This is a genomic window from Agarivorans sp. QJM3NY_25 (assembly GCF_050870875.2).
Lineage (GTDB): Bacteria > Pseudomonadota > Gammaproteobacteria > Enterobacterales > Celerinatantimonadaceae > Agarivorans.
In genome coordinates this window covers 4,548,210-4,560,703 of sequence record NZ_CP194041.2, presented here as the reverse complement: position 1 = coordinate 4,560,703, position 12,494 = coordinate 4,548,210, and the positions used below count along the sequence as shown (strand labels likewise).

Here is a 12,494-nt window from a genome sequence, read left to right as displayed (position 1 = left end):
AGTATTTATCGAATTTTTTTTGAATGAAAGGTTAGTGATTATGAAGTATGGATATTTTGATGACCAGCATAAGGAATATGTGGTCACCACGCCAAAAACGCCGATCAAGTGGATTAACTATGTGGGGACACTTGATTTTGGTGGCATCGTCGATTGTTCGGGCGGCGCCTTGTTATGTAGTGAAGATCCGGCCTTAAATCGGATCACCAAGTATATCGCTCAGCAGCCAGCTTCTGAATTTAAAGGTAGTACGCTGTATGTTCGGATCCGTAAAGATGGTGAATACTTGCTGTTTTCACCTTTCTATACACCAACCCTGAACGAGTTAGATCGTTACGAATGCCGAGTGGGTTTGTCTTACACCCGTTGGCTAGCAGAAGCACACGGTGTGAGAGTGGAAGTGTGCTATTTTGTGCCACCCGGCAGTAAGGTGATGTTGCAGGATATTCGGTTGACTAACATTGGTGGTGAAGCGCTGGAAATTGATTTGATCCCCGCCTTCGAATTTAGTCATTTCGATGCCTTAAAACAGCTCACCAATGCAGATTGGGTACCGCAAACCATGCAGCTAAAAGCCCATCAACAGGCGGGCGGACAGGTGGTATTGGAGCAGTATGCTTACATGAAACGTGATAGTTGTGTGAATTATGTAACGGCGAACCGCCCGGTGGATTCTTGGGAAGGCGATCGGCGGGCCTTTCTTGGCGACAATGAATACGGCAGTTGGGCCAATCCCGGAGCTCTACTTGCACCGCAATTGAGCAACTCAGAATGTGTGCGTGGCGATACCATGGCTGCCTTGATGATCAAATTAGGCAGTTTGGCGTCGGGGCAGAGTGAGCAAAGCATTGTTCAAATTGGTCAAGCGGCTTCGCTAGAGGACGCGTGTACGAGCATCGAACGTTATCGAGATACCGAAAGCGTGGCTGAGGCTTTTTCTGGCTTAGCTGAATTTTGGCAAGACTATTTGTCAGTGATGCAGGTAGATACACCCGATACTTCACTCAACAGCATGCTTAATATTCATAACCCTCGGCAATGCCATACCACCAAGAACTGGTCGCGTTATCTGTCGCTATATCAATTAGGGTACGGTGCTCGAGGCATTGGTTTTCGAGACTCTTCACAGGATCTACTGGGGGTGATGAGCCATATGCCGGAGCAAGCGAAACCATTTATGGAGCGTTTGTTATCGGTGCAAAAGCCTGATGGCTCGGCGATGCATCAATATTTTCCGATGACCATGGAAGCCACCGAAGGCGATTCTCGAGAAGAGTTGGATCGCGCCAGCTATTATGGTGATGATCATCTATGGATCATCTTAACGGTGGTGCAATACCTGAAAGAAACCGGTAATTTGGAGTTTTTGCAGCAGCCGGTGAGCTTCTATCAAACGGGGATTGCGGAAGCAGAGCGAGAGCAGGCGACGGTATTAGAGCACTTACTGAGAGGGATTGAGTTTACTCGCAGTAACATCGGTGCCCATGGTTTGCCGTTGCTGGGTTTTGCGGACTGGAATGATACGGTGAATCTACCGCTAGGCGCTGAGTCCTTGTTTGTGGCAAACCTTTATGGCAAAGCGATTATTGAACTAAAAGAAGTGCTTAGCTTCTGTGGTGAGCAAGACTTAGTGACTCGTTTAGATAATTATTATCAACAGATGCAGTCTCAGGTGAATCAACATGCTTGGGACGGTGAGTGGTGGTTGCGCTATTTTGATGAGCAGACTCAAGCCTTAGGATCGACCCAAAACCAGCAGGGGAAGATTTATGCCAATGCTCAATCCTGGCCGGTGATCTCTGAGTTTGCCGATGTGTCGCGAGCAACCATGGGGCTTGATGCTGTTAAGCGTTTACTGAATACCGAACGCGGCATTAAATTATCTTGGCCGGGTTATACTGGCTACGACGAAAAGCTGGGAGGGGTCTCTACTTATCCCCCTGGCGCGAAAGAAAATGGTGGTATTTTCTTGCACTCTAACCCTTGGGTGGTGATTGCTGAAACCAAGCTTGGCCGCGCCGATCAGGCTTACCAGTATTATCGTCAGATTAATCCGGCTTCACGAAATGATGATTTGGATTGTTTTCAATCGGAGCCCTATTGCTATCCACAAAATGTGTTAGGTGATGAACATCCACAGTTTGGTCTGGCGCGTAATGCTTGGTTATCGGGCACCGCTAGCTGGATGTATGTTGCTGCAACCCAGTATATTTTAGGGATCCGTCCGGAAATGACTGGTTTGCGGATCCAGCCTTGTATTCCGGACGCGTGGCCGGGCTTTAAAGTGGTGCGTAAGTATCGCGGTGCGAGTTATCACATCGAAGTGCTTCGCTCCGCTTTGACCACGAGTCAACTCTATTTGGAAGGGGAAGCGATTGTTGGAGATTTGATCCCAGAGCAGGCACCAGGGGTTTATCAAGTTCGCTTGGAACTTGCTCGATAAATCAGCGGTAATACGCGTGGTAAACAGTAATGCGCTTAACCCGCGTATTGCTGCACCGCCACGGATTTAAGGCGAGGAATACTGGGCTTGCGAGCGATTGAAGTCGCGCACACTTAGGATATTAATGTTAAATATGTGATTTGACATTATGTTTTTTAATTTATTGAATATAAACTAGTTTTTTTGTTTCATAATTTCATTGTTGTTTCATTGAGTGTAAGTTATGCGTCTGTTCACAGTTCTACCAGTCATATTTTGCAAAGAATTGACAATTGTTGGCTGGCGAAGCACTATTTAGGAAAGCGCTTACATTAACCCTGAATAGGGTTTTTTAATCAAATTGAATGTAAGCGCTTACATAGGGAGTGATTGATGGCCACCATCAGAGAAGTATCAGAATTGGCAAATGTATCTCAAGCCACCGTGTCGCGAGTCATTAATGGCAATAAGAAAGTGTCAGAAACGACTCGTGTTCGGGTGGAAGCTGCGATGCGTGATTTGGGCTATCGTCCCAATAGTTTTGCCCAAGCCCTTGCCTCAAGTCGTTCAACCAGCATTGGTATGGTTGTAAGTAGTTTATCAGGCCCATTCTTTGGGCCAATCATGCATGAAGTCGAACAAGAACTGCGTGCCAACGGCCACCATTTAGTGGCGACCAGCGGTGATGATATTGAGGAGCGCGAGCGCGAGGCGATTGGTTTTTTGCTATCGCGACAGGTTGATGCCCTCATTCTGCATGTGACGATGATCGGCGACGATGAATTGATCGAAATTTCCAAACAGGGTCGGCCGCTGGTATTGATCAACCGGTTTGTGCCTGAGTTGGCGAACAGCTGCATTTTTCTCGATAACGAATTGGGTGGTTACTTAGCCACCAAACATTTATTAGACCTTGGACACCGCTCTGTCGCTTGTATTTGCGGACCAATGAATAAGCAAGATAGTCGTGATCGGGTGCAAGGCTATCGGATTGCGCTGGCAGAGCAGAAGGTGGCTTTTGATCCCAATCTGGTGGCTGAGGGCAGTTATGACGAAGACGGGGGCCTTGCTCCCGCTAGAAAATTAATCCAACGTGATGTGAATTTTACCGCGGTTTTTTGTGGAAATGACAACATTGCCTTGGGCGTTTATGACGTATTAGCAGAACAGCGTAAGCAGGTAGGCAAAGATGTCTCGGTGGTCGGCTACGATGATGTTCTGTTATCTCGTTATTTAAGGCCAAAACTAACGACTGTCCACTTTCCCGTAGTGGAAATGGGGAAAGCGGCAGCACGTTTAGTTTTGAAAAAGATCTCCGGAAAAGGCGACATGGAAGCAATTGAGTTGACTCCCGAATTAGTGGTTCGAGAATCGACCGCCCAGCCTCTTTCAACGGAGTGATAAATCACAAAAGGAAATTGAAAGATGACAAAGAAAAAACTGCTAGTCTCTGCTTTGTTTGGACTCGGTTTGGCATGCACGGCTAATGCGGCTCAAACTGAAATCCGCTTCGACGGTTTTCCAGATTTCGATAGTAGCTTAAAACAAATATTGCCAAAGTTCTATCAAGAAAATCCGGATCTGAAAGTTGATTATGTGATGAACAACTGGGGAGACCATCACAATAAGTTAACCACCAATCTCGCAACTGGCTCGGGTGCTGGTGATGTGGTGGTGGTCGATGTGGGTCGGATTGGCGCCTTCGTAAACAAGGGCGGGTTTGTAAACCTCTCTGAAAAATATGATGTCGACAGTTTAGCTGACCAATACGCACCTTATGCGTGGACTCAGGGTCAGGGCGTGGACGGAGCACAATATGGTATACCGGTGGATTTGGGCCCAGGGGTATTGTATTACCGTCGTGATGTAGCTGATTCTGTGGGTGCCGATATCAATAAGGTGATCCACGATTGGGATAGTTACATTGAATACGGTAAGAAGTTAAAACCGAAAGGTGTTTACTTGATTGCGTCGGCTGCCGATGTTGCTGAAGCGATTATTTACACCACGGTTGAAGATGGTAATGGGCTTTACTTTGATGCCCAGGGTAAATCCTTACTGCAATCACCTCGCTTTGTAAAAGCCTTTGAAACTGCGAAAAAAATTCGTGATCTAGGTCTGGATGCCAAAATTACTGCTTGGAGTAACGAGTGGTATGAAGGCTTTAAACAAGGCACCTTGGCGACCCAACTTTCTGGGGCTTGGTTGCTTGGCCACTTAAAAAACTGGATGGCACCAGATACCGCTGGTAAATGGGGCGTGTCGAATCTGCCTGATGGCATCTACGGTAGCTGGGGTGGTTCATTCTTAGTGATCCCCAAACAAAGTAACAAGCAGGATCAAGCTTGGACATTGATTAAGTATATGGCGACTCGTCCTGATGTGGAGCTAGAGGCCTTTAAAACGATTGCTGCCTTCCCTTCATTAGTTGCGACTTACGACGACCCCATGTTTGACGAAAAAATCGACTTCCTCAATGGACAAAAAGCTCGTTTGTTGTTCGCTGAAGTGGCTAAAAACGTGAAACCCGTTAAGCCAGCGAAGGGCGATCAAGTGGCTCGCTCAATCATCTTAGATGCCGCTCTAGGCGAAGTTTTGGATGAAGGTAAAGACGTGAAGACGGCACTTGCCGAAGCTGATCGTATTCTGCAACGTCGCTTAAAAGCAATGTAAGTCTATCTGGCCTGGAGCTACTCCAGGCCAAGCTGTTAGGGATATTGTTATGTCGTCAACAACGAAAGATGCAACTCGCTTTGAGCCTAGGACTGGCACTTTGCGACATTGGTTTGAACAGGGGGGCCGAGAGCGGCTGGCTCCCTATCTATTTTTAGCCCCTTATCTGGTTTTATTTTTGGTATTTGGCTTATTCCCTTTACTGTTCTCTATGTTTCTCTCCTTTCACCAATGGAATCCGGTGGCAGGCTTGGATTCCATGAAATTTAATGGCTTAGAGAACTACGTTTTAGCCTTGGACGACCCATGGTTATGGCGTTCCTTAAAGAACACCTTTTGGTTGGCATTAACCTCCGGTTTTGCTCAGCATTTGGTGGCGATCCCGGTGGCTTGTATTTTGGTCTCTTTGGGCAGTCGGGCGCGTCATTTGCTCACATCGGCGTTCTTTTTACCTTTTATCACCTCCACGGTGGCGGTCTCGTTGATCTTTTTCAACATGTATTCGCCTAACTCGGGGATCATCAACAAGGCCTTATTAGCCTTAGCTCAGTCAGATATGTTTTCTTGGGCCTTTGGCTGGATAGAGCAGTACATGCCGATCCGTTGGTTGGAAGAAAAAGCCACCTTGAAACCGGCAATTGCTTTTGTGGTGTTTTGGAAGTACACCGGCTTCAATATTGTGCTCTACACCACGGGTTTGATGACCATTCCCAAAGACCTGTATGAGGCAGCTCGGATCGATGGCGCGAATGCGACCCAACAATTTTGGTATATCTCTTTGCCCATGTTGCGTCCTTTCATCTTCTTTGCCACTACCCTGACTATCATCGGGAATCTGCAGTTGTTTGAAGAACCCTTCATCCTTACCCGTGGTACCGGCGGCGTGGGGCAATCGGGTCAAACGATTGCTATGTATCTGTATCGAGTCGGTTGGGAATGGCTGGAAATGGGCACTGCATCGGCGATTTCATGGTTATTGTTCCTGCTAATTGGTGGTTTTACCCTAGTCCACTTTTTCTTCTTTGGTAAACAGGGTATGGGAGACAACTAACATGGATAAGCGTGATATTTTTTTCTATTGGTTGAAGAAATTTAGTCTGTATTTACTCGTCACCGTGCTGAGTATTTCAGCCTTTTTTACGGTGTTTCCGTTCATTTGGTCGGCACTATTATCAACCCATGATCGCAGCACTATTTTTAGCACCGAGCTGATCATGAGCATCGGCGATAGTCTCGGTTACAACTACCAGCGAATGATAGAGGTGATGCCTTTCTGGTCGGCGATGTTTAACAGCATCTATGTTTCGGTACTGGGAACGACGATCTCTTTACTATTTTGTAGCATGGGCGGTTACGCCTTTGGGGTATATCGCTTCAAGGGTAAAAATGTTCTGTTTGCAATGCTGATAGGCTCAATGATGGTGCCACCAGTGGTGGGGATTATTCCTTACTTCCTGACCATCAAGTTCCTTGGACTGCTGGACACCCACGTGGCAATTTGGCTGCCCTTCACAGCGACACCTTTTTGTATTTTCATGGTCCGCCAATATGTGGTGGCCTCGATCCCCAAAGAGCTATTGGAAGCGGCGAAGTTAGATGGTGCTGGTGAATTTCGGACCTATTGGTCGGTGGTGTTACCGCTGATGCGTCCGGCATTGGCAACGGTGGGTATTGTTCAATTTGTGATGTTCTGGAATATGTTCTTGCAGCCGTTGATTGCGCTCAACAGCAGTGAAAATTTCGTGTTGACCACCGCCTTGCGCAGTGTACAGGGCCTGCCGAATACCCCTTGGGGCGCGGTGATGTTAGGGACCACCTTGTCGATATTACCGATTGTATTGGTCTATCTATTTGCGTCTAAGCAGATGATTAGTGGTATGACAAGTGGCGCAGTAAAAGGATAATTAGATGAGTTTTAAGTTTGCTCCAGACAGTGTGCTGTATCGCCCTGAATTTGAATTTGGTGCCGCGACTGCTGCCTTTCAAATTGAAGGGGCGAGACATCGTGATGGTAAGAGTGACTCGATATGGGATACCTTTTGCGCAACCCCCGGTAAGGTCGCTAATGGTGATACAGGCGATATCGCTTGCCAACACTATGAGCGTTGGCCTGAAGATTTCGAGTTAATTTCGCAACTCAATTTAGATTGTTACCGTTTGTCGATTTCTTGGCCGCGGATTATCCCCCAGCCCGATGGCAAGGTGAATCCCGCTGGCTTAGCTTTCTATCGAGAGCAATTAGAGGCGCTGAAACGACTTGGGATTAAAGCCAACGTTACCCTTTATCACTGGGATCTTCCGCAGTATTTAGAAGACAGAGGTGGTTGGTTAAATCGGGAAACCGCTTACAAATTTGCCGAATATGCGGCAGTGGTAACCCAAGAGCTGGGGGAGCTGGTTGACAGTTTTACCACCTTTAACGAACCTCTATGTAGTGCATTTTTAGGCTATCGCATTGGTATCCATGCGCCGGGTGTAAAAGATGATCGTTGTGGTTTTCAGGCGGTGCATCATCTGCTGTTAGCTCATGGCTTAGCTTTGCCCAAAATGCGCGCTAATGCGCCTCACGCCAAACATGGCATTGTGCTTAATTTTTCACCGGCTTACCCACTTAAGCCGAGTGATGAAGCGGCGGTGGTCATCGCTGATGCAGAGGATACCCATTGGTTTATTCAACCGCTTCTGGAAGGGACTTACCCAGAATTAATGCGTCAGCTACGGCCACAGTGGTGGCCGTTAATTCTGCCTGGCGATTTGGCGCTGATCCATCAACCCTTGGATTTCATTGGCATTAATTACTATACCCGCAGAGTTGTTACGAGCGACCCTGAAACGCTTTATCGCTGGGTCAAATTAGATGATGTGGAACGCACCGCTATGGGTTGGGAAGTTTACCCCGAAGGTTTAAGCGATCTATTGCTTGCATTGCATCAACGCTATTCGCTGCCACCAGTGATCATTACCGAGAACGGCATGGCATCTGACGACCAGGTGATTGATGGCAAGGTCAACGATCAGCAGCGTTGCGACTATTTCCAAAGTCATCTACAAGCGGTTGATCATGCGGTTCGACAAGGCGTTCCAGTATGTGCCTATTATGCCTGGAGTCTGATGGATAACTTTGAGTGGTCTTTTGGTTACGACAAACGTTTTGGATTGATCCATGTCGACTATCAGACTCAGCAACGCACGATTAAGCAGAGTGGATTGCAATTTGCGCAATTCCTCGCGCAGCGTAAAGGATTATGAGATGAGTACTTTAAATTTTAAGAATGTGAAAAAGAATTATGGTGACGTTGAGGTGGTAAAAGGCTTTGACCTGCATATTGCCGATGGCGAGTTTGTGGTTTTGCTCGGTGCTTCGGGTTGTGGTAAGTCGACAACCTTACGCATGGTTGCAGGTTTAGAAGATATTAGCTCCGGTGAGGTGGTCTTGGGTGGGCGAGTGATTAATAAGGTGAATCCTAAAGACCGTGACCTTGCCATGGTTTTTCAAAGTTATGCCTTATATCCACATATGACGGTCTATCAAAATATTGCTTTTGCCTTGAAATTATCAGGCATGAGTCAGCAAGACATTGACGAACGGGTGCAATGGGCGTCGAAGATGCTCAATCTTGAAACCTTACTCCAGCGCAAACCTAAGGCGCTCTCGGGTGGGCAGCGACAAAGGGTCGCAATGGGACGTGCCATGGTGAGGACTCCCAAGCTATTCTTGTTTGATGAACCCTTGTCGAACCTCGACGCTAAGTTACGCGGCAAAATGCGCTCCGAAATTAAAGCTTTGCACCGCGAGTTAGGTGTTACCACCTTATATGTCACACACGATCAAATTGAGGCAATGACCCTGGCCGATCGTATCGTGATTATGGATAAGGGGGTGATCTCGCAAATTGGTAGCCCAGAAGAGGTATTCTGTAAACCGAATAACCGATTTGTAGCCGGTTTTATTGGTAATCCGACGATGAACTTTTTTGCGGCGACCATAGAGCAGCATGAAGGGCAGCTGCAGATCCAATGCAGTGGTCACTACCTACCGTTACCGGAACGTTTCAAAGAGAAAGCAAGCGTTGGTCAGGCGGTGGAGCTGGGCTTACGACCAACCGATTTGCATGTTCGGGCTGAGCGAGTCGGGCATACTGACATCAGTAAGTTGCCAGTGACGCTGCTAGACAAAGAGCTATTAGGTGCCAGTATGCTACTCAACTGCGAGTTTGCGGGCTGTCCAATGCAGGCGGAAATTGCCAGCGAAAGCTTTGTTCTCGAGGGCGATAAACTGGATCTTGTGGTGGATATGACCTCGCTACACCTGTTTGATTTAAAACAGGGACACAGCTTGGCTGTATTTCCAAACACTGCCGGAGCGGGCCTTGCTTCAGTTGGTTAATGTTGTACCTGTCTGCTGAGTTGAGTTTAGCAGGCCGTGAGGAGTAATGAATTTACCAAGGGAAGCATTCGTGCTTCCCTTGATGTATCTACTTTGCCCTACCTTGGTGGGTTGTATCATCGGCTATTTACTTTAATATGCTTGTCTTGTGGATAACATGATGAAGGGACCCAATCATGAGCAATACCGAGTATTTGACTGAAACGGAATTAACCGCCGAAGATGTCTTATTGTTACCGTTGCAGGCTGAACATAAAGCAGGCTTATTGGCCGCTGAAGCGGATGGCCAGTTGAGCCAATTATGGTATACCTCGGTACCCAACGCTGAATCGATCGATGATTATCTTGAAACTGCCTTTGGCGAACAACAGGCAGGGCGAGCCTTGCCTTTTGTGGTGATTGATAAACACCGCAAGCAGGTGATTGGGACGACTCGATTTTGTAATGCGGATGCCAGCAACCGCCGCTTAGAAATTGGTTACACCTGGTATGCCAAAAGCTATCAACGTTCGGCAGTCAATACCCAATGTAAGTTGTTATTGCTAACTTATGCTTTTGAGCTCTTAGACTCGATTGCGGTCGAGTTTCGAACTCACTGGCATAATCATGCTTCACGTAATGCGATTGCTCGGCTTGGAGCAAAACAAGATGGCGTGTTGCGACAGCATAGTATCGATGCCCAAGGTCGTTATCGCGATACCGTGGTATTTTCGATTACTCAACAAGAATGGCCAACGGTAAAGCAATCTTTGCAGTATAAACTGGGTGTTTATCAGGGGTAGTGGCCGTATTGGGTGAGGCGACGGTTTTTCTATAGCCACAGTGAAACGGCTTGATATGCGCGGCTAATCAGCGCTAGCTGTGGCATTATCTAAAAAGATTAGAGAATTAAACTAACAATCATTCAGTTTTTGTTGATAACTGCTGTGTTGTGAGGTTTTTTATTCAATCATCGGCATAGATACTCACTTCTATGATTAAAAAAAATGAAATTAGCGCTTTTCATGTGCGGGATAATGCCTATTATGGGTATTTTTAGTACATCCTCGGGAACAGTAATGACGCAATGGACACCCTCAAGCTGGAGAGATAAACCAGTAAAACAATTACCCACCTACCCTGATCAACAAAAGCTACAACAGACCGAGCAATATTTGGCCGACCAGCCACCGTTGGTATTTGCAGGTGAAGCGCGAGCGCTACGTAAAGATTTAGCAAAAGTAGCTCAGGGTGAAGCGTTTTTGTTGCAAGGGGGCGATTGCGCCGAAAGTTTTGACGAATTTAGAACCAGTCATATTCGCGATACTTTTAAAGCCTTAATGCAAATGGCAGTAGTTTTGACCTTTGGTGGTCAAAAACCGGTGGTGAAAATTGGTCGTATTGCCGGGCAATTTGCCAAGCCGCGTAGTGACGATATGGAAACCATAGATGGGGTGAGCTGGCCTTCTTACCGAGGCGATATCATTAATGAAATCGGTTTTAGTGAACAGAGCCGGGTGCCGGATCCAGAGCGGATGTTACGCGCCTACAATCAATCAACGTCAACGCTCAACTTGCTACGAGCCTTCGCTCAAGGCGGTTTGGCTGACTTGAATAAAGTTCACAAGTGGAACTTGGATTTCATCAAAAAAAGTCCCTTAGGAGAGCGTTACGAAAGTATTGCGAGTAGCATCGAAGAGTCTTTAGCCTTTATGAATGCCTGTGGTATTAATCCGGCGACCGCTCCGCAGCTGCGTGAAACTACTTTGTATACTTCGCACGAAGCTTTACTTCTGCCCTATGAGCAAGCTTTAACCCGTTGTGATAGCTTAACTGGTAAGTGGTACGATTGTTCGGCGCATATGTTGTGGATCGGCGACCGTACTCGTCAAATCGATCATGCTCATATCGAATTCTTGCGCGGTGTGGAAAATGCAATTGGCTTAAAAGCAGGGCCAACCACCGATCCTGAAGAGTTATTACGAATTATCGACATTATTAACCCAGAGAACGAAGCAGGCCGTTTAAACCTGATTGTTCGGATGGGGGCCGACAAGGTAGCGGATCATCTTCCAGGACTAATTCAAGCGGTAGAACGCGAAGGTAAAAATGTGGTCTGGAGCTGTGACCCAATGCATGGCAATACCATTAAAGCTCCGAATGGTTACAAAACGCGTCGAGTCGATGATGTATTACGCGAAGTGCAACAGTTCTTCCAGATCCACAAATCCGAAGGGTCTTACGCGGGCGGCGTGCATTTTGAAATGACTGGTCGTAATGTCACCGAATGTGTTGGTGGTGCTTTCCAAATCACCGAACACGACTTGGCGCAGCGCTACCATACTTATTGTGATCCCCGCTTAAATGCCGATCAGGCTTTGGAGCTGGCGTTTTTAATTGCGGATCATATTAAAGCGGCTCGCTAAACCAGCGATGCTAGACTAAGCCACCTATGGGTGGCTTTTTTGTCTGCTTTGAATGATTTTAGATGCGCCGTTTTAGCCTCGATGGTGATTGATTGCTCTATTGCTTTTAGATTCGCCGCTTGACCATTGATGATTAACGATGGCCCAGCGCTGGTGATCTTTCCAGCCGAATCCGCCAATGTTTAAATAATGCTTCGAATACCCTTCGTTCTCAAATCCCGCTTTTGATACCAGTTTAATTGAGCTTGTATTTTCGGGCTGAATATTGGCTTCCAAGCGATGTAGCTTCAGTTGGAAAAAAGCTTCTTCTAGTAATAGTCTTATACCAATCGTCATATACCCTTTTCCTTGATAGGGCATGAATACTTCGTAGCCTAAATATGCAGATTGAAAATAGCCTCTTACCACGCCAGAAATATTGAAGGTTCCTACAATATCACCGCTCTCTGTGAGACAGAGAAAATAGCGATATTCATCTGCCAGATAACCTGCATAGTTGCTTGGTGGATAGCTCCATGGCTGATGAAGCGAAGTGCTTGCTTGATAGAGCGCTTTGATCGATTCAGCATCCTCTGGCTTTGGTTTTCTTAAAAATAACACCGTCTAA

At 46.8% G+C, this 12,494-nt stretch carries 10 protein-coding genes; 9 read left to right on the top strand and 1 reads right to left on the bottom strand.

What is annotated here, in order from left to right:
• Positions 1-40 precede the first annotated feature (40 nt).
• From ACRRSW_RS20930 to ACRRSW_RS20890, 9 genes are all read left to right on the top strand, one after another.
• The gene (locus ACRRSW_RS20930) at positions 41-2,443 is read left to right on the top strand and encodes a GH36-type glycosyl hydrolase domain-containing protein (RefSeq protein ID WP_432460342.1); all 2,403 of its coding nucleotides are present in this window, start codon (positions 41-43) and stop codon (positions 2,441-2,443) included.
• Positions 2,444-2,815: 372 nt separating this feature from the next.
• Positions 2,816-3,823 carry a LacI family DNA-binding transcriptional regulator gene (locus ACRRSW_RS20925; RefSeq protein WP_432455628.1) on the top strand — a complete coding sequence of 336 codons (1,008 nt, stop codon included), beginning with the start codon at positions 2,816-2,818 and terminating at the stop codon, positions 3,821-3,823.
• Between the two features lie 24 nt (positions 3,824-3,847).
• Positions 3,848-5,095 (top strand): extracellular solute-binding protein, encoded by a 1,248-nt coding sequence (locus ACRRSW_RS20920; RefSeq protein ID WP_432455629.1) that lies wholly within the window; start codon positions 3,848-3,850, stop codon positions 5,093-5,095.
• Positions 5,096-5,144: 49 nt separating this feature from the next.
• Positions 5,145-6,146: a carbohydrate ABC transporter permease gene (locus ACRRSW_RS20915; protein WP_432460341.1), complete on the top strand. Its 1,002-nt coding sequence runs from the start codon at positions 5,145-5,147 to the stop codon at positions 6,144-6,146.
• A 1-nt stretch (position 6,147) separates the two neighbouring features.
• Entirely contained in the window at positions 6,148-6,999 is an 852-nt protein-coding gene (locus ACRRSW_RS20910) for a carbohydrate ABC transporter permease (protein WP_432455631.1), read from the top strand.
• A gap of 4 nt (positions 7,000-7,003) precedes the next feature.
• Positions 7,004-8,344, top strand: coding sequence for a GH1 family beta-glucosidase (locus tag ACRRSW_RS20905; protein ID WP_432455632.1), 1,341 nt, complete (start codon positions 7,004-7,006; stop codon positions 8,342-8,344).
• 1 nt (position 8,345) lies between these two features.
• Positions 8,346-9,482 carry an ABC transporter ATP-binding protein gene (locus tag ACRRSW_RS20900; protein ID WP_432455633.1) on the top strand — a complete coding sequence of 379 codons (1,137 nt, stop codon included), beginning with the start codon at positions 8,346-8,348 and terminating at the stop codon, positions 9,480-9,482.
• A 176-nt stretch (positions 9,483-9,658) separates the two neighbouring features.
• The gene (locus ACRRSW_RS20895; RefSeq protein ID WP_432455634.1) at positions 9,659-10,264 is read left to right on the top strand and encodes a GNAT family N-acetyltransferase; all 606 of its coding nucleotides are present in this window, start codon (positions 9,659-9,661) and stop codon (positions 10,262-10,264) included.
• Positions 10,265-10,540: 276 nt separating this feature from the next.
• Positions 10,541-11,887: a class II 3-deoxy-7-phosphoheptulonate synthase gene (locus ACRRSW_RS20890; RefSeq protein WP_432455635.1), complete on the top strand. Its 1,347-nt coding sequence runs from the start codon at positions 10,541-10,543 to the stop codon at positions 11,885-11,887.
• Between the two features lie 72 nt (positions 11,888-11,959).
• Here the strand turns inward: ACRRSW_RS20890 and ACRRSW_RS20885 are convergent, their stop codons facing one another.
• Entirely contained in the window at positions 11,960-12,487 is a 528-nt protein-coding gene (locus ACRRSW_RS20885) for a GNAT family N-acetyltransferase (RefSeq protein WP_432455636.1), read from the bottom strand.
• Positions 12,488-12,494 lie beyond the last annotated feature (7 nt).

Excerpts from the sequence above, each read along its gene's own strand:
- ACRRSW_RS20895 (WP_432455634.1), top strand. The coding sequence starts at position 9,659 with ATGAGCAATACCGAGTATTTGACTGAAACGGAATTAACCGCCGAAGAT.
- ACRRSW_RS20910 (WP_432455631.1), top strand. The coding sequence starts at position 6,148 with ATGGATAAGCGTGATATTTTTTTCTATTGGTTGAAGAAATTTAGTCTG.
- ACRRSW_RS20915 (WP_432460341.1), top strand. The coding sequence starts at position 5,145 with ATGTCGTCAACAACGAAAGATGCAACTCGCTTTGAGCCTAGGACTGGC.
- ACRRSW_RS20925 (WP_432455628.1), top strand. The coding sequence starts at position 2,816 with ATGGCCACCATCAGAGAAGTATCAGAATTGGCAAATGTATCTCAAGCC.
- ACRRSW_RS20930 (WP_432460342.1), top strand. The coding sequence starts at position 41 with ATGAAGTATGGATATTTTGATGACCAGCATAAGGAATATGTGGTCACC.
- ACRRSW_RS20905 (WP_432455632.1), top strand. The coding sequence starts at position 7,004 with ATGAGTTTTAAGTTTGCTCCAGACAGTGTGCTGTATCGCCCTGAATTT.
- ACRRSW_RS20890 (WP_432455635.1), top strand. The coding sequence starts at position 10,541 with ATGACGCAATGGACACCCTCAAGCTGGAGAGATAAACCAGTAAAACAA.
- ACRRSW_RS20920 (WP_432455629.1), top strand. The coding sequence starts at position 3,848 with ATGACAAAGAAAAAACTGCTAGTCTCTGCTTTGTTTGGACTCGGTTTG.
- ACRRSW_RS20900 (WP_432455633.1), top strand. The coding sequence starts at position 8,346 with ATGAGTACTTTAAATTTTAAGAATGTGAAAAAGAATTATGGTGACGTT.